20 protein-coding genes are annotated in these 19207 nt (G+C 71.6%); 12 read left to right on the forward strand and 8 right to left on the reverse strand.

What is annotated here, in order from left to right:
• Nucleotides 1-23 precede the first annotated feature (23 nt).
• From greA to HDG68_RS01265, 4 genes are all read left to right on the forward strand, one after another.
• Nucleotides 24-506, forward strand: coding sequence for a transcription elongation factor GreA (gene greA / locus HDG68_RS01250; protein ID WP_172148531.1), 483 nt, complete (start codon nt 24-26; stop codon nt 504-506).
• 235 nt (nt 507-741) lie between these two features.
• Nucleotides 742-1290: a diaminobutyrate acetyltransferase gene (gene ectA, locus HDG68_RS01255; RefSeq protein ID WP_172148533.1), complete on the forward strand. Its 549-nt coding sequence runs from the start codon at nt 742-744 to the stop codon at nt 1288-1290.
• 101 nt (nt 1291-1391) lie between these two features.
• Nucleotides 1392-2687, forward strand: coding sequence for a diaminobutyrate--2-oxoglutarate transaminase (gene ectB / locus HDG68_RS01260; protein ID WP_172148535.1), 1296 nt, complete (start codon nt 1392-1394; stop codon nt 2685-2687).
• A 44-nt stretch (nt 2688-2731) separates the two neighbouring features.
• Complete coding sequence (locus HDG68_RS01265) at nt 2732-3154, forward strand: ectoine synthase (RefSeq protein ID WP_172148537.1); 423 nt, start codon at nt 2732-2734, stop codon at nt 3152-3154.
• Between the two features lie 75 nt (nt 3155-3229).
• On the opposite strand, the gene ilvA is transcribed toward HDG68_RS01265, so the two are convergent.
• From ilvA to HDG68_RS01280, 3 genes are read right to left on the reverse strand one after another with little or no spacing between them, the layout of a single operon-like run.
• Entirely contained in the window at nt 3230-4450 is a 1221-nt protein-coding gene (gene ilvA / locus HDG68_RS01270; RefSeq protein ID WP_172148539.1) for a threonine ammonia-lyase, read from the reverse strand.
• A gap of 44 nt (nt 4451-4494) precedes the next feature.
• The gene (locus HDG68_RS01275) at nt 4495-5757 is read right to left on the reverse strand and encodes an AI-2E family transporter (RefSeq protein WP_172148541.1); all 1263 of its coding nucleotides are present in this window, start codon (nt 5755-5757) and stop codon (nt 4495-4497) included.
• A gap of 27 nt (nt 5758-5784) precedes the next feature.
• Nucleotides 5785-6402 carry a YdeI/OmpD-associated family protein gene (locus HDG68_RS01280; protein ID WP_172148543.1) on the reverse strand — a complete coding sequence of 206 codons (618 nt, stop codon included), beginning with the start codon at nt 6400-6402 and terminating at the stop codon, nt 5785-5787.
• Nucleotides 6403-6522: 120 nt separating this feature from the next.
• Between HDG68_RS01280 and HDG68_RS01285 the strand changes: the two genes are divergently transcribed.
• Complete coding sequence (locus HDG68_RS01285; RefSeq protein ID WP_172148545.1) at nt 6523-8115, forward strand: Na+/H+ antiporter; 1593 nt, start codon at nt 6523-6525, stop codon at nt 8113-8115.
• 158 nt (nt 8116-8273) lie between these two features.
• On the forward strand, nt 8274-8942 hold the full coding sequence (msrA, locus tag HDG68_RS01290; protein ID WP_172148546.1) for a peptide-methionine (S)-S-oxide reductase MsrA: 669 nt from the start codon (nt 8274-8276) through the stop codon (nt 8940-8942).
• Nucleotides 8943-9020: 78 nt separating this feature from the next.
• On the opposite strand, the gene HDG68_RS01295 is transcribed toward msrA, so the two are convergent.
• Complete coding sequence (locus tag HDG68_RS01295) at nt 9021-9665, reverse strand: NAD(P)-dependent oxidoreductase (protein WP_172148547.1); 645 nt, start codon at nt 9663-9665, stop codon at nt 9021-9023.
• Between the two features lie 100 nt (nt 9666-9765).
• Here HDG68_RS01295 and HDG68_RS01300 point away from each other — a divergent pair, with 100 nt between their 5' ends.
• The 3 genes from HDG68_RS01300 (at nt 9766) to HDG68_RS01310 (ending at nt 13620) form a co-directional block, all read left to right on the forward strand.
• The gene (locus tag HDG68_RS01300; protein WP_172148548.1) at nt 9766-10140 is read left to right on the forward strand and encodes a winged helix-turn-helix transcriptional regulator; all 375 of its coding nucleotides are present in this window, start codon (nt 9766-9768) and stop codon (nt 10138-10140) included.
• 93 nt (nt 10141-10233) lie between these two features.
• Nucleotides 10234-11784, forward strand: a complete 1551-nt coding sequence (locus HDG68_RS01305; RefSeq protein WP_172148549.1) for an ATP-dependent DNA ligase — start codon at nt 10234-10236, stop codon at nt 11782-11784.
• 213 nt (nt 11785-11997) lie between these two features.
• A complete protein-coding gene (locus HDG68_RS01310) occupies nt 11998-13620 on the forward strand; it encodes an AAA family ATPase (RefSeq protein WP_172148550.1) in 1623 nt (540 codons plus the stop codon).
• A gap of 108 nt (nt 13621-13728) precedes the next feature.
• On the opposite strand, the gene HDG68_RS01315 is transcribed toward HDG68_RS01310, so the two are convergent.
• The gene (locus HDG68_RS01315; protein WP_343037359.1) at nt 13729-14601 is read right to left on the reverse strand and encodes a LysR substrate-binding domain-containing protein; all 873 of its coding nucleotides are present in this window, start codon (nt 14599-14601) and stop codon (nt 13729-13731) included.
• Between the two features lie 52 nt (nt 14602-14653).
• Between HDG68_RS01315 and HDG68_RS01320 the strand changes: the two genes are divergently transcribed.
• On the forward strand, nt 14654-15037 hold the full coding sequence (locus HDG68_RS01320) for a DUF5997 family protein (RefSeq protein WP_172148551.1): 384 nt from the start codon (nt 14654-14656) through the stop codon (nt 15035-15037).
• A 68-nt stretch (nt 15038-15105) separates the two neighbouring features.
• Here HDG68_RS01320 and HDG68_RS01325 read toward each other — a convergent pair whose 3' ends face one another.
• Entirely contained in the window at nt 15106-15429 is a 324-nt protein-coding gene (locus HDG68_RS01325; protein ID WP_172148552.1) for an Rdx family protein, read from the reverse strand.
• A gap of 22 nt (nt 15430-15451) precedes the next feature.
• Here HDG68_RS01325 and HDG68_RS01330 point away from each other — a divergent pair, with 22 nt between their 5' ends.
• Nucleotides 15452-16669, forward strand: a complete 1218-nt coding sequence (locus HDG68_RS01330; RefSeq protein ID WP_343037360.1) for a class I SAM-dependent methyltransferase — start codon at nt 15452-15454, stop codon at nt 16667-16669.
• A gap of 54 nt (nt 16670-16723) precedes the next feature.
• Here the strand turns inward: HDG68_RS01330 and HDG68_RS01335 are convergent, their stop codons facing one another.
• Together HDG68_RS01335 and HDG68_RS01340 are read right to left on the reverse strand one after the other, a co-directional pair.
• On the reverse strand, nt 16724-17125 hold the full coding sequence (locus HDG68_RS01335) for an FKBP-type peptidyl-prolyl cis-trans isomerase (RefSeq protein ID WP_172148555.1): 402 nt from the start codon (nt 17123-17125) through the stop codon (nt 16724-16726).
• Between the two features lie 64 nt (nt 17126-17189).
• Entirely contained in the window at nt 17190-18110 is a 921-nt protein-coding gene (locus HDG68_RS01340; RefSeq protein WP_172148557.1) for a LysR family transcriptional regulator, read from the reverse strand.
• Between the two features lie 82 nt (nt 18111-18192).
• Here HDG68_RS01340 and HDG68_RS01345 point away from each other — a divergent pair, with 82 nt between their 5' ends.
• Nucleotides 18193-19203, forward strand: a complete 1011-nt coding sequence (locus tag HDG68_RS01345) for a DMT family transporter (protein WP_172148559.1) — start codon at nt 18193-18195, stop codon at nt 19201-19203.
• The last annotated feature ends 4 nt before the right edge of the window (nt 19204-19207 follow it).

Consider the following 19207-nt stretch of genomic DNA (forward strand, 5'->3'; position numbering starts at 1 on the left):
GAGCACCAGAAAGGAGAGCCCTCGTGACCGAGAGCAACGTCACCTGGCTCACCCAGGAGGCTCACGACCGGCTGACGGCCGAGCTGGAGCACCTCTCCGGCCCCGCCCGCGCCGAGATCGCCGAGCGCATCGCTGCCGCCCGCGACGAGGGTGACCTCAAGGAGAACGGCGGCTACCACGCCGCCCGCGAGGAGCAGGCGAAGAACGAGGCCCGCATCCGCGAGCTGACCGAGAAGCTGCGCTACGTGGCGGTCGGCAGCCCGGCCGACGACGGCACCGTCGAGGCCGGCATGGTCGTCACCGCGTCGGTGGCAGGGAACGAGATGACGTTCCTGCTCGGGTCGCGCGAGATCGCCGGCACCACGGACATGGACGTCTACTCGCCCACGTCGCCCCTGGGTGCCGCCATCGACGGCCACCAGGTCGGGGACAAGGTCAGCTACACGGCGCCGAACGGCCGCGAGATCCCGGTCGAGGTCCTCAAGGCCACCCCGTTCTCCGGCTGAGCCGGCCACGGCGCAGCCCGAGCCGGAGGTGCGGCGAGCGTGCCGCCCGCGGCGCTCGACACCGCCAGGACGTGACGTGCACCACGTCCTGGCGGTGTCGCGACGGTCGACGTCGACCCGCTTCCGCCCCGGCAGCGCAACGGTTGCGGACGGTTCCCGGGGCCCGTGTCACCACCTGTGACCGTCGGCACAAGGGTGGGAATTCCCCGCAGAAGTGTCTATGGTTTTCCGTGGTATGAACACCACCGAATCCTCATCGAGCGACCATCAGGTGCCCGGCGGAGCGACGCCCGGGCGCGATTCCGTCGACCTCCAGATCCGACCGCCCGCCCTCGCCGACGGTGGCGAGATGTGGCGGGTCGCCCGTGACTCGGGCAGCCTCGACCTCAACTCCTCGTACAGCTACCTGCTGCTCGCGGACCACTTCTCCGACACCTGCCGCGTCGCCGTCCTGGACGGCCGCGTCGTCGGCTTCCTCAGCGGTTACCTCCTGCCCCGCGACCCCAGCCGCTTCTTCCTGTGGCAGGTCGCCGTGGACGACGCCGCCCGCGGCCACCGTGTGGCCGGGCGGCTCGTCGACTCGGTCATCGACGGACTGCCCGGGGTAGACTCGTTGGTGACCACGGTGACCGAGGACAACACGTCCTCCCGACGAGTCTTCCAGCGCTGGGCCGCCGAGCGCGGAGCCACGCTCTCGGAGGTGACCGGTTTCGAGGCGGAGCACTTCCCCGACGGCCACGAGGCCGAACCACTGCTCGTCATCGAGGGCATCCGCCGTTCCTGACGGGCCATGATCTCCGGGCTGCGCCGGTCCCGCGCGCAGGTGACGGCGCAGCCCCGCACGTTCGCACGCACCCGCGCGCACCACCTACAGGAGTGTCCTTCGTGACAACCTTGACCCCCCCGAACGACGCGTCGACCACCGAGGACCCGACCGGCTTCACCGCCCTCGAGTCCGGGGTCCGCAGCTACTCGCGCGCCTGGCCGGTCGTGTTCGACCGTGCGGTCGGTGCCACCGTCTACACCGAGGACGGCGACGCCTACCTGGACTTCTTCGCCGGCGCCGGGTCCCTCAACTACGGGCACAACAACCCCGTGCTGAAGAAGGTCCTGATCGACTACCTCGCCGACGACCGCATGGTGCACTCGCTCGACATGTTCACCACGGCCCGTCGCGACTTCCTCGAGACGTTCCACTCGCTGATCCTGGAGCCGCGCGGGCTCGACCACAAGGTCGTCTTCCCCGGCCCCGGTGGCGCGAACTCCGTCGAGGCCGCGCTGAAGCTGGCCCGCAAGGTCACCGGTCGCGAGTCGGTCATCAACTTCACCAACGCGTTCCACGGCATGACGCTCGGCGCGCTGTCCGTCACCGGCAACTCGATGAAGCGTGGCGGTGCCGGCATCCCGCTCGTGCACGCCACGCCCATGCCGTACGACGACTACTTCAACGGTGACGTCGACGACTTCCAGTACTTCCGGCGGATGCTCGAGGACGGCGGTTCCGGCCTCAACGAGCCGGCCGCCGTCATCGTCGAGACGGTGCAGGGCGAGGGCGGCATCAACGCCGCGCGCGCCGAGTGGCTGCGCAGCCTCGCCGAGCTCTGCAAGGAGCACGGCATCCTGCTCATCCTCGACGACATCCAGATGGGCTGCGGCCGCACGGGCGGGTTCTTCTCGTTCGAGGAGGCCGGCATCAACCCGGACATCATCTGCCTGTCGAAGTCGATCTCCGGCTACGGCTTGCCGATGGCCATCACCCTGGTCCGTCCCGAGCTGGACGTCTGGGAGCCCGGCGAGCACAACGGCACCTTCCGCGGTCTCGCCCCGGCGTTCGCCACGGCGGCCGAGGCCATCCGCACCTACTGGTCGGACGACACGCTCGAGAAGGAGATCCTCGCCAAGGGCCTGCTGATCGAGGCCCACTTCAACGGTCTCGTGTCGCGCTACCCGGAGCTCGGTCTCGTGAACAAGGGCCGCGGCCTGGCCCGCGGCCTGCAGATGCCCTCGGGCGAGCTCGCCGACAAGGTGACCACCGGCGCGTTCGAGCGCGGGCTGCTCGTCGAGACCTCCGGTCCCGAGAGCGAGGTCGTCAAGCTCCTGCCGCCGCTGACCATCACCGAGGACGAGCTCCGCAAGGGCCTGGCCATCATCGACGAGGCGCTCGCCGCCGCCGTCGCCTGAGACCTGCGCCACCGCGAGCACCCCCACGACCTGAGGAGACACGCATGATCGTCCGCAGCCTCGACGAGATCACCGACACCGAAGCCGACATCAAGAGCGAGAACTGGCGCTCCAAGCGCATCATCCTCGCCAAGGAGGGTGTCGGGTTCTCGGTGCACGAGACCACGCTGTATGCGGGGACCGACAACTTCTTCTGGTACGCCAACCACATCGAGGCCGTCTTCATCACCTCCGGCGAGGGCGAGATCGAGGACCTGGCCACCGGTGAGGTGCACGAGCTCAAGCCGGGCACGCTGTACCTGCTCAACGACCACGACAAGCACAAGGTGCGGCCCAAGACCGACATCACGTGCGTGTGCGTGTTCAACCCGCCGGTCACCGGCCGCGAGGTGCACGACGAGAACGGCGTGTACCCGCTGATCACCGAGCCGGAGACCAGCACCGAGCCGCAGGCTGCGGCCGGCTGACGGCACCTTCCCGCGAGGACGACCCCCGCGGTCCGCGATCGACTGTCGGTCCGGACCGCGGGGGTCGTCCTCGTCTCAGGTCAGGTGGTAGCCGTCACGCCGCAGGCGCTCCAGCACGCGGGCGCAGTGGTCCGGCCCCTCGGTCTCGAGCTGCAGGGTGACCAGCACCTCGGACACCTCGAGCGTGGTGTCGGTGCGGCGGTGGTCGACACGCACGATGTTGCCCTCGGCCGCGGCGACCGAGTCCAGCAGGGAGGCCAGGGCCCCGGGCTCGTCGTCGAGCCGGACCGAGATCTGCAGGTAGCGCCCGGCGGCCACCAGACCGTGCTGGATGACGCGCTGCAGGAGCAGCGGGTCGATGTTGCCTCCGGTCAGGACGGGCACGACCGTCCCCGCGAACAGGCCCTGGGCGGCGACCACGGCGGCGACGGCGGCGACACCGGCGGGCTCGACCACCTGCTTCGCACGCTCCGCGACGAGCAGCAGGGCCCGGGAGATCTCCGCCTCGGACACGGTGCGCACCTCGACGCCGAGGCGGTGCAGCACCTCGAAGGGGACCTCGCCGGGCGTCCCGACGGCGATCCCGTCGGCCATCGTCGACCCGAGCTGACCGGGCACCGGCTTGCCGGCCGCGAGCGAGGCCGGGTAGGCGGCCGCAGACGCCGCCTGGACACCGACGACGCGGACGTGCGGCGCCGCCTCGGCGAGCACCGTGGCGATCCCGGCCACGAGGCCACCGCCACCGAGCGGCACGACGACCGTGCCGACGTCGGGCACCTGCTCGAGGATCTCCAGCGCCACCGTCCCCTGCCCGGCCACGACGTCGGCGTGGTCGAACGGGTGCACGAGGACCTGGCCGGTGCGCGCCGACTCGGAGCGTGCGGCGGCGAGCGCCTCATCGACGCTGGTGCCGACCTGGCGCACCTCGGCGCCGTACCCCCGGGTGGCCTGCAGCTTGGGCACCGAGGCTCCCTGCGGCATGTACACGACGGCGGGGATGTCGAGCTGCTGGGCGGCGAGGGCCACGCCCTGGGCGTGGTTGCCGGCCGAGGCGGCGATGACGCCGCGCTGCTGCTCCTCGGGCGTCAGCCGCGCGAGGCGCGTGTAGGCGCCACGGATCTTGAACGACCCGGCGCGTTGGAGGTTCTCGCACTTGAGGACGACGTCGGTACCCGTGAGCTGCGTCAGCGCCCGGAACGGCAGCACGGGTGTCCGTGTCACCACCGGCTCCAGCAGGGTGGCGGCAGCCCTGACGTCGTCGAGCGTCACGCGGTCCAGCGGGGTCGGAAGATTCACCCGCCCAGTATGGGGCGTCGGGCCGGTACGACCGAACCGGCGGTTCAGCGGTCCGGGGTCTCGCCGCGGGTCCGCGGGTCCTCGCCGCGTCCGGCGTCGGTGCCGGGCGCCGCGGTCCCGGGTGCTGCGGCGTCGTCCGAGCCGGAGCGGTGGGTCCACAGCAGGGTGCCCGGCAGGTCGGCGAACGAGGGTCGCCGTCGCAGCAGCGGCACGTGGTCGTCGGTGCCGAGCTCGGGGAACTTGTCGTGGCCGTGCAGGTACTGGATGACGGTGTTCAGGACGGCGGCGAGGGGCACGGCGAACAGCGCCCCGATCAGGCCTGCCGCCAGGCTCCCGGCGGCCACCACGAGCACCACGGCGACGGGGTGCAGCGAGACGGCGTGACCCATGAGGAACGGCTGCAGGATGTGGCTCTCGGCCTGCTGGACGAACAGGACGATGCCGAGCATGATCAGCGCCGCGATCCAGCCCTCGGCGACCAGCACCACGGCCGTGGCGATGGCGCCGGTGACGATGGCGCCCAGGATCGGGATGAACGAGCCGACGAAGACGAGGATGCCGATCGGGATGGCCAGCGCGGGCACGAAGAATGCCGCACCGACACCGATGCCGATCGCGTCGACGAGGGCCACGAGGATCTGGGTGCGCACGTAGGACGACAGGGTGACCATGCCGCGCCGGCCGGCCTGGTGCACGGTCTCGCGGGCGGCGACCGGCAGCAGGTTGACCACCCAGGTCCAGATGCTGCGGCCGTCCTGCAGGAAGAAGATCAGGCAGAAGATCGCGATGATGATGCCGACGAGGACGTGCCCGACGGTCGTCGCCGCACCGAGCGCCCCGGTGATGAGCGTGGAGCTCTGGTCGGAGGCCCAGTCCTGGGCCTGCTGGCCGACGTTCTCCAGCGTGGCGGTGTCCAGTCCTAGCGGGCCGTCGGACAGCCAGGCGAGGAACTCCTCGAACCCGGCGACGGCCTGGTCCCACAGGTCCTGGAACCCGGAGACGATCGACTGCCCGGCGAGGACGATCAGGCCCGTGACGAACGCGATCAGCCCGAGGATCGAGATCGCGCTCGCCACGCCCCGGTTGACGCCCCAGCGTTGGAGGGTGACGCGCACGGGCCGCAGCAGGACGGTGATGAGCAGGGCGATCGCGACCGGGACCGCGATGGTCTTGAGCTGACTGAGCAGCCAGACGAGCCCCGCCACGCCGGCGGCGATGAGCAGCAGCCGCCACGACCACGCGGCCGCGCCCCGCACGCTGAGCGGGACGGTGTCCGCCCCGCTGATCCGACCCCGCTCGCTGTTCACGGGCCCCAGACTAGGGTCCTGGTCAGGTCATCGCCCGTCGTCGTGCAGCCGCCGGCGCTGCGGGTAGGGCGTCTCGCCCCGTTCGAGCATCTCGACGAAGCGCGCGGCGTTGCGCACGCGGGCGTCGTCGGTGCGCAGGGTCACGAGGCGGTGCAGGATCGCGTACCGGTTGCGTGCCGTGAGCCGGTCCCACGCGGCGGTCGCCCGCGGGCTGTCGGCGAGCACGGCGGCCAGCTCGGGCGGGATCTCGATGGAGGCAGGGCCGGCGTAGGCGGCGTCCCAGCGGCCGTCCTGCCGGGCGCGGTCGATCTCGGCCTGCCCGCGGGGGCGCATGCGCCCCTGGTCGACGAGCCGGCCCACGATCTCGCGGTTGCGCAGGGACCAGGTGCTGCGCGGGCGCCGCGGGCTGAAACGCTGCAGCGTCGTGTCGGCGTCACGGCGTCGTGCCTGACCGTCGATCCAGCCGCTGCACAGGGCCTCCTCGAGCGCCTCGTCGCGTCGCAGCGTGGTGGGCGCGTCGTCACGCCCCTTGCGGGCGAGCACGAGCCACACGCCGCCGTGCGCGGAGTCCTCGTGGTCGTCGAGCCAGGATCGCCAGGCTGCGGCGTCGGGGAGCAGGAGGGGGTCGTCCGATGGGGTCGCCATGCTCCGACCGTACCCATCGGCGCCGACACGCCGGGCAGCACGACCCGTCGAACGGGTGCGTCGCCGCTCCCGGACCGGCAGACTTGCCGCGACCGCCGTCGTCGTCCACCGGGAGCAGCCATGTCGTCGATCGCCCTGTGGGGCGTGATCATCGCCGGCATCGTGGTGCTGACGCCGCTCGCGGACCGGATCCGGGTGCCGCTGCCCGTCCTGCTGACGCTGTTCGGGATCCTGCTCCCGCTGATCCCGGGCACGCCCGGGCTTCGCCTCGATCCCGAGCTGGTGCTGCCCGTGGTGCTGCCGCCGCTGCTGTTCGCCGCGACCCAGCGCTCCACGGCCCGCGAGTTCCGCAGCCAGGCGCGGCCGATCCTCATCACCGCGGTGGGGCTGACGATCGCGTCGGCGGGCGTCGTGGCGGTGATCGCGCACGCCGCCGGGGCGCCGTGGGCGGTGGCGTGGGTGCTGGGCGCCATCGTCGCTCCCCCGGACCCCGTGGCCGCGACGGCGGTGGCGCGACGCCTCCGGCTGCCGGGCCGCGTGGTGACGGTCCTCGAGGGTGAGGGGATGTTCAACGACGCGACGGCCCTGGTGCTGTACCACGTGGCGGTCGCGGCGGTGGTGGCCGGCAGCGTGACGGCGGCCGAGGTGGGACTCGACCTGCTGCTCGCGGTCGTGGTGGGGATCGCCGTCGGCGCCGCCGGGGGCTGGCTGGGCCACCTGCTGCTGGGCCGCATCCGGGTCCCGGCGGCCGAGACGACGGTGACGATCGCGCTGCCCTTCGCCGCCTACCTGGTGGCCGAGGAGCTGCTGGGTTCCGGCGTGCTCGCCGTCCTGACCCTCGGGCTGTGGCTGCGCTCGGTGTCGCACACGTCGGTGTCCTCCGGCGGCTGGCTGCTGGGCCGCTCGGTGTGGGAGTACGCCGACTACCTGATCACGGGGGTGGTGTTCGTCCTCATCGGCTTCGAGCTCACCTCCGTGCTGGACGGCAACCCCGTCGCCGACATCGCCCTGCCGCTGTCGCTGGCCGTGGTCGCCGCGCTGATCCTGCTGCGGTTCGCCTGGATGTTCCCGGCGGTGTGGTGGCTGGAGCGCGGCATGGCGGACCGTGCGCGCCGCCAGGGCGTGCCGGAGCACGTGGCCGGGATCGGGGCGTTCACGCAGCGCGAGACCCTGGTGATCTCGTGGGCGGGGATGCGCGGCGTCGTCTCCGTGGCGTCCGCGCTGGCCCTGCCGCACCTGGTGGCCTCGGGCGAGGAGTTCCCGCAGCGGGACACGGTGGTCTTCGTGGGGCTCGTCGTCGTGCTGGCGACGCTCGTGCTGCAGGGCCTCACGCTGGCGCCGGTGGTGCGACGTCTCGGCGTGGGCACGACGGCGGACGAGACGGCCGAGGTCGCCGAGCTGCGGGAGCGTGCGACCCGGGCGGCGCTCGACGCGGTGCTGGCGCGCGGCGACCTGCCCGCGCCGGTGCGGGATGCCGTCGCGCAGCAGTACGAGGGGTACCTCGCGGCCCAGCAGGCGCTGTCGGAGGCGCGGCAGGCGGGCGGTGACGCCGAGGGCCGGTACGGCGAGCTGGTGGACGAGCTGCTGCGCGACGCCGTGGAGGTCGAGCGGGACGTGTGCGTCCGGGCGCGCAACGCCGGCGAGGTGAGTCCGCACGTAGCCGACGAGGTGCTGGCGGACGTGGAGGCCCGCGCCGTCCGCGACCTCGACTGAGTCCAGCACCCCTCGTCCCCGAACTGCCGAGGTCGGCAGTTCGGGACCCGGGGTTCGTGGGGCGTCGGCACGACGGCGGAACACGCGGCGGCGCGAGATCGTTGCGCAGGAGCGGGGTCGGCGGACCGGCCCCGCAGGCAACTCCAGGAGGCGACGCGATGTTCGAGAACCTGTTCGGCAGCGGCAAGACGACGATGATCGCGCCCGAGGACGCGCTGCCCGGCCGTGAGGGCCCCGTGCTGGCCGCGCCCCGGCCGCACACCGTCCTGGGGACCTCGATCGTCGGCCCCTGGGAGCCCGGCACCCGCGTGCTCTACCTCGCGATGGGCTGCTTCTGGGGCGCCGAGGAGATCTACTGGCAGGTCCCGGGGGTGGTGAGCACCGCCGTCGGCTACATGGGCGGCACGACGCCGAACCCCACGTACGAGGAGGTCTGCACGGCGCGGACCGGGCACACCGAGACCGCGATGGTCGCCTACGACCCCGCGAAGGTGTCGGAGGAGGAGCTGCTGCGCCTCTTCTGGGAGCGGCACGACCCGACCCAGGGCTACCGCCAGGGCAACGACGTCGGCACCCAGTATCGCTCGGGCGTCTACTGGACGACCCCGGAGCAGGCGGAGGCGGTGCGCTCCACCGCCGAGCGGTACGCCGAGGTGCTGGCGGCCAAGGGGTACGACCCGATCACCACCGAGATGCGGCCCGCGGCGGAGGCCGGCCCGTTCTTCTACGCCGAGGACTACCACCAGCAGTACCTGTCCGACGCGAAGAACCCGCACGGTTACCGCTGCCACGCCACGACCGGCGTGCCGTTCCCCACGGCCGCCTGAGCGATCCCGCCGGCGACCTCTCCCTCATGACGACGGCCCGCCCCTCACGCTCGAGGGGCGGGCCGTGTCGCGCCGGCGTCAGCTCGCGACGGTGAACCGGCGACGACGGTGCGTCGGGTTCTCCAGCTCGTCGACCAGCGCGGTCGCGAAGTCGGCGCCCGAGATGAACGAGCTGCCCTCGTCGTCGGCCAGGAGCACGTCACCGCCGGTGCGGTACGTGCCGGTCCTCTCGCCGGGGGCGTAGGCGCCGAACACGGCCGGCGGGCTGAGGTAGAACCAGTCGAGGCTCTCCGGCGCGTCCTGCAGGTCGGCGAGGATGTCGGTGAACTCCAGCGCCTCGGCCTTGAACGCGTCCGGGAAGTCGGGGCCGTCGACGACGCGCGGGCCGTCCTCGCTGACCTTCAGGGATCCGGCGCCGCCGACGACGGCGAGCCGCGCCTCGTGGGCGGCGGCCCGGTCCGCGATCCGGGCGTAGGCGGGCCGGACGCGACCGGCCATGTCACCGCGCGGGGAGACGGTCGCGACGACGACGTCGGCGCCCTGCGCGGCGCCGTCCACGGTCGCTTCGTCCAGGACCGAGCCGGTGGTGTACCGCACGCCGTCGACGGGCTCGGTGGGCTCGGACCGGCTCAGCGAGGTGACCTCGTGACCGCGCGCGACGGCCTCGCGGACGATGTGCTCCCCGGCGTACCCGGTGCCTCCGATGACGGTGATGCGTGCCATGACATTCTCGCTCTCTGCCGGCATGTCACTCTCCAAAGGAGAGTAGGTTTCCTTCGGAGACTATAGGACGTAGGATCGTGGTCCGCAAGGAGGAAGCACCGTGACCGAGATCCCGTTCGACCCGTACCTCAAGGCCTGCCCGAGCCGCACGGTCCTGGACCGCGTCGCCGACCGGTGGACCGTCCTCGTCGTCGGCGCCCTGGCCGACGGCCCGCAACGCTTCTCCGCGCTGGCGCAGCGCGTCGACGGCGTCTCGCAGAAGATGCTCACCCGGACGCTGCGCGGCCTCGAGCGGGACGGCCTCGTGCAGCGCACGGTGCACGCGGAGGTCCCGCCGCGCGTCGAGTACGAGCTCACCGCCGCCGGGCACGACGTGCTCGGCCCCCTGCAGGCTCTCGAACGCTGGACCCTGGACCACTCCGCCGACGTGCTCGCCGCCCGCGAGGCCTACGACACGGCGCACGCCACCTCCTGAGATCTCCCCAGGTATCTGACGGCCCCGCCCCCGTCAGCCCCGCCACCCCCGCGTCTTCGGGCAGATGTCGGTAGCCACTGGGAAGATCGAGGGGTGCTGCTCGCCGAGCTGGTCACCACGCACGCCGCGGTCGCCGCGACGCGCTCCCGCCTGCGCAAGCGCCAGCTGCTGGCCGAGGCGCTGCGGTCGGCCGCTCCCCCGGCGGAGGCCGTGTCGGACGACCCGGACGCCGACGAGATCGAGATCGTCGCGTCGTACCTGTCCGGCCGCCCGCGGCAACGCCGCACGGGGATCGGTTGGCGCAACCTGGCCGACCTGCCGCCTGCGGCGGAGGTCGCCACGCTGACGCCCGTCGAGGTCGACGCGGCCCTGGCCGCGATGCAGGCGCTCGCGGGCACGGGCTCCCACACGGCACGCACGTACGCCTTCACCGAGCTGTTCTCCCGGGCCACGGCCGACGAGCAGCAGTTCCTGTCCGGGCTGCTGCGCGAGGAGCTGCGCCAGGGCGCCTCGGACTCGCTGCTGCTCGACGCGATCGCCGAAGCGGCCGACGTCCCCGGGCGGTCCGTGCGCCGGGCCGCGATGTTCAGCGCGCTGTCCGGGCCGATCGCCCGCGCCGCACTGACCGGCGGCGCCGGGGCGCTGGAGTCCTTCACGCTGCGGGTCGGCCGCCCGGTGCGGCCCATGCTGGCCTCGTCCGCGCCCGACGTCTCCACGGCCGTGGACAAGTTCGGCGACGCCGCGGTCGCCGCCGACACCAAGCTCGACGGCATCCGCGTCCAGGTGCACGTGGCCGGTGACGACGTCGCGGTGTTTACCCGGTCGCTCGACGACATCACCGACCGCCTCCCGGAGGTCGTGGCGCTGGCCCGCTCCCTGGAGGTGGAGGCCGCCGTGCTCGACGGCGAGGCCCTCGCCCTGGACGACGCCGGACGGCCCCGGCCGTTCCAGGAGACGGCGTCGCGCACCGGCACCCACGACGCCGAACCCGGCGCCCTCCCCCTCACCGTCCGCTTCTTCGACCTGCTGCACCTCGACGGCACGGACCTGATCGACGCACCGGCGCGCGAGCGCCTGGCAGCGCTCGACCGGGCGGTCCCCGCGGAGGCCGTCGTCCCTCGCCTGGTCGACGCCGATGCGGCGGCGCTGGCGGAGTTCTTCGAGCGGGTCGTCGCCGCCGGGCACGAGGGGGTCGTCGTCAAGGACCTCGACGCGCCCTACGCGGCCGGCAAGCGCGGGTCCGCGTGGGTCAAGGTCAAGCCGCGCCACACCCTGGACCTGGTGGTGCTGGCCGTCGAGCGGGGATCGGGGCGGCGCAGCGGCTGGCTGTCGAACATCCACCTCGGCGCGCGGGACCCCGCCGGGGACGGGTTCGTGATGTTGGGCAAGACGTTCAAGGGCATGACGGACGAGATGCTCGCCTGGCAGACCGAGCGCTTCACCGAGCTCGCCGAAGGGTCCACCGACGGCTACGTCGTCCACGTGCGGCCCGAGCAGGTCGTCGAGATCGCGTTCGACGGCGTCCAGCGCTCCACCCGCTACCCCGGCGGCGTCGCGCTGCGGTTCGCCCGCGTGCTGCGCTACCGGGACGACAAGACGGCCGCCGAGGCCGACACGATCGACGCATTGCGGGGACTCCTCTAGCGTGGTGGGTGACACTCCGTGGCCAACCCTCCCCGGCCGGGCACATGAAACCTTGGGGCTACTGCAGCCCAGCAAGAGATCTACGTCTCACGGATCCCATCAAACGGATTGGATCCGCCCTATAGACATCATCCTCAAGTTGGGCCAATCTGAGACGGGGCCCTCCCCAACGTCGAGGAAAGAACGGGCCCAACTCCGGAGGAGGAGATGCTAATGCGCCTCAAGAAGATCGCGTTTCACGGCTTCAAACGATTCTCCGAACTAGCAATCGAAAATATACCATCATCAGCAAGACTTGTCATTCTCGCAGGACCGAACGGATCCGGTAAGTCTTCTGTTTTCGACGGCCTCAAGACCTGGCACTGGGCGCATGGAGGCGCTGGCGCCAATTGGGATGAGTCCTACGGCACCAAGACTGGCAGCGAGCCAATGAACTGGACCCAACGCGTCTCTGTCGAATTTCACGAGCCACTACCAGAGGGTCAGGATGAGCGCAAGAAACTTGTGTACACTAGAAGCGCGTTTCGCAATGAAGCCGACTTCACCGTAGACGGAATCTCCCGCTCCAGATCGCCTCTAGACATGCCCCGGGTTACTAGGCTTATCGACACTGACCAGAGCGTGTCTGACAACTATCGACGACTCGTGATCCAAACAATCGATGGACTATATCGCGACGACTTGCCCGAGACAATGACCCGAGCACAGTTGCGAGATAGAATAATTGGCAAGGTTCGAACGGCTCTCGGAAGGGTTTTCAACGACCTCCAGCTTGAGGGCATCGGAGGTGTCACCGAGGGCGCAGATTCCGCTGGAACTTTCTACTTCACTAAGGGCGAATCTCACAGGTTCCTCTACAAGAATCTCTCCGCAGGCGAGAAAGCGTGCTTCGACCTGATCCTGGACACAATCATCAAGGCCGATTACTTCGATAACTCAATCTGGTGCATTGACGAGCCAGAAACCCACCTCAATACGCGAATTCAGGGCGCACTCCTTGAGACGCTCTCCTCACTCGTCCCGAGAGAATCGCAACTGGTTTTGGCTACACACAGCATAGGATTCATGCGAAAGGCTTGGGAGATGGCGCAGCAGACTCCGGGTGCTGTGACCTTTATCGACATGCACGGTATCGATTTCGATCAGTCCGCGTCGATCGTTCCCGTTCAACCAAGCCGCGACTTCTGGGCAAAGACGCTCGATGTTGCTCTTGGCGACCTTGCTCAACTAATGGCACCAGAGCGCGTAGTGCTATGTGAGGGCCGCCCTCCTGCGTCAGCGACGGACGGTAGGGCTGAGTTTGACGCCGCATGCTACCGCAAGATCTTCTCCAAGGAGTTCCCTGAAACAGATTTCATATCAGCAGGGAACAGTACTGACGTGTCGCAGGATCGACTTGAAGCGGGCCGCGCTATCCAGACTATCGCGAGCGGCACCGAGTTGGTGCGGCTGGTTGACCGTGACTTGCTTAGCGAGGAGGAAGTGGCTGAATATAACGCTGCAGGGGTGCGGGTACTGGGCCGGAGGAACATTGAGTCCTACCTAATGGACGATGAAGTTCTGGTTGCGCTGTGTAACGAGTACGGGGCCATCGACCGATCCGAAACTCTGATTCAGCGTCGCGACGCGCTAATGAGCGATTCCATCGCTAAGGGCAACGACCGCGACGATTTCAAGAAGATCGCAGGTCTTTTCTATACAGATATTCGCAGAGATCTAGGCATTTCCGGTGGGGGGAGCAACTGGAATGCATTCGCCACAGGGACTCTGGCAAGTCTACTTCAGCCCGGCATGGGCGTCTACAGCGAACTCAAGCAGAGCATTTTTGGCGAGTAGTCAACAATTTGGCGACGGTGGGCTTCCGCGCGCCTTTACGACGGGAAGCACAAGCAAGTACCGAGATCCGTGGCCGGGTCAGCAGACGTCCACCTTTGATTCCAGGGCCTAGGACTTCCCTCGTCGCTTCCGGGTGCGCTTGATTCGTGATTTTTGTCCGGTATCGCGATATTTCTTTGAGGGGGCGCTCTTGCTGAGGCGTCTGCCAGGACTTGTCGCACCAAGACCCGGCGTCTTGCGATCCGATGCCATGAGTTGCTTCCGTGCTCGGTCCCCTGCCCGGCCCCGGGAGCTGTTCGCGGTACGACCGCGCACGATGCCGACCATCTCCTCGACGAGCTCGGCCGTCTGCTCCGACAGCCCGTCGCGCAGCCAGACCAGGCCGACGGGTGCCTCGGGGCCGTCGTCGAGCACGCGGTGCACGACGTCCTTGCGGCGGTGCAGGCGGGCCAGGGACATCGGCACGACGACGGCGCCGCTGCCGGCGGCGGCCCAGGCGATGGCCTCCGCCGTCGTCGCGGGCGCCGGTGTCACCAGCGTCCCCGTGCCGTCGTCGTACGCCTCCGGAGCCTTTCCGGGCCGTGGCTCGTCGCCCGTGAACAGCACGTCGTCGGCCGGCACCCACAGGACGTCCTCGGCGAGGTCGGCGGCCGTGACGTGCTCCGACTCCTCGGTGGCGGCGAGCAGGTGGTCACGGGAGACCACGACCATCGGCACCTCGTCGTACAGCGCGATGGCGTGGAAGTCCTCCTTGTCGACGGGCAACCGACCGATCGCGGCGTCGACCTCCCTGGCACGCAGGGCGCCGGCCACGTCCGCGGCCTCGACCTGCACGAGGTCCAGGGGCACGTCACGCAGTCGTTGCTCCCACGTGCGCGCCCACTTGCCCGGGGTCGCGCCCGGGACGTAGCCCAGCCGGAACCGGGGGCTGCCTGCCATGTCGGGGCCGCCGTCGTCGGCCGGGGCCGTGTCCTCGCTCACGGTGCCAGGCTACGGTGCGGCGGCACGCGGCCCGCACGTCTACGCTGGGCGCATGGCCGGTACACCCTTCTCCCAGCAGGTCCTCAAGCCGATGAACGCGGCGAAGAAGCTCGGCGTCTACCTGCCCGCCACGCCGGCGGAGTTCCAGGAGAAGGGCATCACGCGCGCCGAGCTGGAACAGCTGGAGACCAACCCGCCGCAGTGGCTGGACGACCTGCGTCGCAACGGTCCGCACCCGCGCCCCGTGGTGGCCGGGCGGCTCGGCATCTCGATCGGCGGGCTGGCCCGGGGCGGCGTCACCGAGCCGCTGACCACCGAGCAGATCGACGAGCTGCGCGAGGACCCGCCCGAGTGGCTCGTCCGCGAGCGCGAGACGGCCGCGAAGGTGCGTGCCGAGGAGGAGCGCGTCGCTGCGGAGCGCAAGCCCACGGACTGATCGGTGCGGCAGTCCGGCCTCGGTTCGGCAGTCAGGAGTGCCGATCCGGGGACGAGCTGCCGAACCGGTCACTCGCCGGCGGCCACCCGGTCGGTGTGCCCGAGGGACAGGTCCGGCGCGACGGCGTCCCGCACCGCCTTCTTCAGCGGCGGGATCTCCGGGAACCCACCCTCCGCCTTGCGGTCCCACAGCAGCACCGGCTCCGCACCCGGCGCCGGGACCAGCTCGACGCGGAACACGCCGCCGGTGCCCGGCACCAGCGCCACCTCGCCGAGGCGGGTGCGGAAGGTCTGCAGCAGCTCCTGGGCCACCCAGGCGGCCCGCATCAGCCAGCGGCACTGCGTGCAGTAGGTGATCGTCACCCGGGCGTCGGACGACGTGGCTTCGGTCATGCGCCCAGACTACGGTCGTGCCGTGACCCCTCCCGTGCTGCCCGCCTCCGTGACCGCCGTGCTCGACCGGCTCGTGCCCTGGCCCGACGACGGCACCCGTGCCGACGGTCCCGTCGCGGTGGACGCCACCGACCGGCTGCTGCTCACCGAGGCCGCCGAACGCCTCGCCACGGCCGCGGCGGGCGACGTCGTGGTGGTCGGTGACCGGTTCGGGGCACTGACGCTGGGCGTGCTGGCTCTCGGCGCACCGGACGTGCGCACCCACACCGACGCGGTCGACGCCGAGGTGGCCCTGCAGCACAACCTGCAGGCGGCGGAGCTCCCGGCCGGGCCGACGGCGGTGGTCCACGGAACCCTCGAGCCGTCGCTGCTCGACGGTGCCCGGCTGGTGCTGCTGCAGCTGCCCAAGTCGCTCGCCGAGCTCACGGAGATCGCCGAGGCCGTCGCCCGGCACGCGGCCGACGACGTCACGGTGCTCGCCGGCGGCCGCATCAAGCACATGACGCGGGCCATGAACGACGTGCTCGGCGACCGGTTCGTCGAGGTGCACGCCACGCTCGCCCGCAGCAAGTCGCGCGCCCTGGTGGCGTCCGGGACGCGTCCCGAGGCTCGCGTCGCCGACCCGCTCCACCCGGCCCGCGAGCGCCTCGTCGACCCCGAGCTGCTCGCCGCGGCCACCCCGACCGACGGCGGCACTCCCCCGGACCATCTCGACGTGGTCGCCCACGGCGGCACGTTCGCCGGTCCCGCCCTGGACCACGGCACCCGGTTCCTGCTCGGCACCGCCGGACGGTGGCCCGCCGCCGACCGCGTGCGCGACGCCGTCGACCTCGGGTCGGGCACCGGTCTGCTGTCCGTGGTGCTGGCGCGCCGCTACCCGGCCGCCCGCGTGGTGGCCTCGGACCGGTCCGCGGCCGCGGTGGCGTCCACGCGGGCGACGCTGGCCGCCAACGGGGTCTCCGCCGTCGTGCAGCGTGGCGACGCCGGAGCCGACCTGCCGGACGCGAGCGCCGACGTCGTCCTGCTCAACCCGCCGTTCCACGACCGCGCCGGCGTGAGCACCGACGCCGCGCACCGCATGTTCGCGGCGGCCGGACGGCTCCTGCGGCCGGGCGGCGAGCTGTGGTGCGTGTACAACACGCGGCTGCGCTACCGCGGGTCGCTCGCCCGTGCGGTGGGGCCCACGGACCACGTCGCCCAGGACCCGCGCTTCACGGTGACCCGGTCGCGCAAGGTCTGAGGCCGCGACGAGCACGGGGCGGCGCGGGGACGTCCCGCACCGCCCCGCGTCGGCTCACTTGACGTCGACGACGTCCACCACGAAGACGAGGGTCGCACCGCCGGGGATGCCGGCCTGCGGGACGCCGCGCTCGCCGTAGCCGTGCTCGGACGGGATGGACAGCAGCACGCGGTCGCCGACGTTGCGGCCGACGAGGCCCTTGTCCCAGCCGCCGATGACGGCGCCGACACCGATCGGGAAGTCGATGGTCTGGCCACGGTCCCAGGAGTTGTCGAACATCTGGCCGCCCCAGGTCTGGCCGTAGTAGTTGACGACGATGGTGCGGCCGGCGTCGACGACGGGGCCGGAGCCCTCCTCGAGCACCTGCACCTGCAGGCCGGACGGGGCGTCACCCGCGGGAAAGGTGATCTCGGGCTTGTCGCCGAAGGAGCCGGTGGCGGTGGGCAGCGTGGTCACGGTGGTACCTCACGGGGGTTCGGGGGCCGACGGCGGTGCTGCCGGTCGGCGGTGTCGCCCCAGCCTACGACGGCGCGTCGGCGCGCACCGTCTCCCGGGCCCGGTCGGCGATCTGGACGAGCGTGGCGACGGCGGCACGGGCCGCGGGCGTCCGGGCGGCGGCGTCCCGGGTGACGACGAAGATGGATCGGACGGGCTCGGGCCGCTCGACGGGCACGGCGACCGTGCCGGGTGGGAGGTGGGTGGCGCCGAGCGCGGGCAGCACCGTGATGCCGACGCCGGCGCGCACCAGGGCGATCGCCGTCGGGTAGTCGTGGGCCTCGACGGCGAACGCGGGGCTGAAGCCGGCGGCGGTGCACGCCTCGAGCAGGTTGCGGCGGCACCACCCGCGCGCGAAGTCGTTGTCGATCCAGCGCTCGGGTTCGAGGTCGGCGAGCTCGACGGCTCCGGCGCCGGCGTACGGGTGATCGGCCGGGACGACGGCGACGTACGGGTCGTCGAGGAGGTGCCGTGCGGTGAATCCTGCGCCGGGCTCGAACCCGTGCCGGGCGACGGCGATCTGCAGGTCGGGACGCGCGTCGGCGTCGTCGGCGATGTGCTCGCGCAGCGACAGGTCGAGCCGCACGCCAGGGAACTCGGTGGTGAGCCGCCGCACGACGTCGGGCAGCCAGGCGGCACCGACGGAGGCGAAGTAGTCGACGGACAGCCGGCCGGTGCGTCCCGAACGCAGGTCGGCGACGACGGCCTCCACCTCCCCGAGCCGGGCGAGGACGCGGTCGGCCTGGTCGGCGAGCTCGAGCCCGGCGGCCGTGGGCCGGACGCCGCGGCCGGACCGTTCGAGGAGCGCCAGGCCGGTCTCGCGCTGCAGGGCGGCGACGTGCTGGCTGACGGCGGACGGCGTGTAGCCGAGGTTGGTCGCGGCGGCGGCGACGGACCCGCTGGCGACGACGGAGCGGAAGATGCGCAGGCGGTGCACGTCGAGCATCCCCCTACCGTACAGCGCCACTGAACGGAGCGGAAGAAACATGAACTGGTGCTGACGTGTGGTGTCGAGAGACGATCGCGGCATGGCGACCACCACCGCACCCCTCCCGCCCGGACCGACCCCTCCGGCGACCCCCTCGGCACGCACGGGGCCCGGCCGCCCCGGACTCGTCGTCGCCGCGATGTCCACGACGATCCTGCTGTGGGCCTCGGCGTTCATCGGCATCCGCGCGGTCGCCCACGACCTCGACCCCGGGCCGCTCACGCTCGGTCGCGTCGCGGTCGGGACGCTCACCCTCACCGTCCTGGTCGGGATCGCGCGCCACCGGCGCCGCACGCACGGCCGCCCCGCCGCGCGACTCCCCCGCGGCCGCGCCCTCGCGCTGGTCGCGGTATGGGGCGTCGCCTGGTTCGGGGGCTACAACATGGCCCTCAACGCCGCCGAGCAGCACCTCGACGCCGGCACCACCTCCATGCTCATCAACCTCGCCCCCGTGCTCATCGCGGTCCTCGCCGGGCTGCTCCTCGGCGAGGGCTTCCCGCGGCGGCTCCTGACGGGCATGGCCGTCGCGCTCGCCGGCGTCGTCCTCATCGCCGTCGCCACCTCGAACGGCCGGTTCGACGCCGCCGGCGTCGCGCTCGCGCTGGTCGCCGCGCTGCTGTACGCCGGCTCCGCGGTGCTGCAGAAGCGGATCCTGCCCGGCCTGGACGCCCTGACCATGACCTGGCTCGGCTGCGCGGCCGGCACCCTCGCCGCGCTGCCGTTCCTGCCCGCGCTGCTCGATCAGCTGGCCGCCGCACCCGCCCCGGTGGTCGCCGGCGTCGTCTACCTGGGCGTGTTCCCCACGGCGATCGCGTTCAGCACCTGGGGGTACGTGCTGGCGCGCACCGATGCCGGGCGGACCGCCGCGAGCGCCTACGCCATCCCGCCCCTGACGGTGCTGCTGTCCTGGATCCTGCTCGACGAGGTGCCGCCGCCGGTGGCGCTGGCCGGCGGGGCGCTCGCGCTGGCGGGCGTCGCCGTGGCGACGCTCCCCCGCCGGGCGCGCCGCGCCGGCAGTTCCGGCACGCGGCGACCCACGGCTCCGGCCTGAGCGG

This window comes from Isoptericola chiayiensis, from assembly GCF_013149805.1.
Taxonomy (GTDB): Bacteria; Actinomycetota; Actinomycetes; order Actinomycetales; family Cellulomonadaceae; genus Isoptericola; species Isoptericola chiayiensis.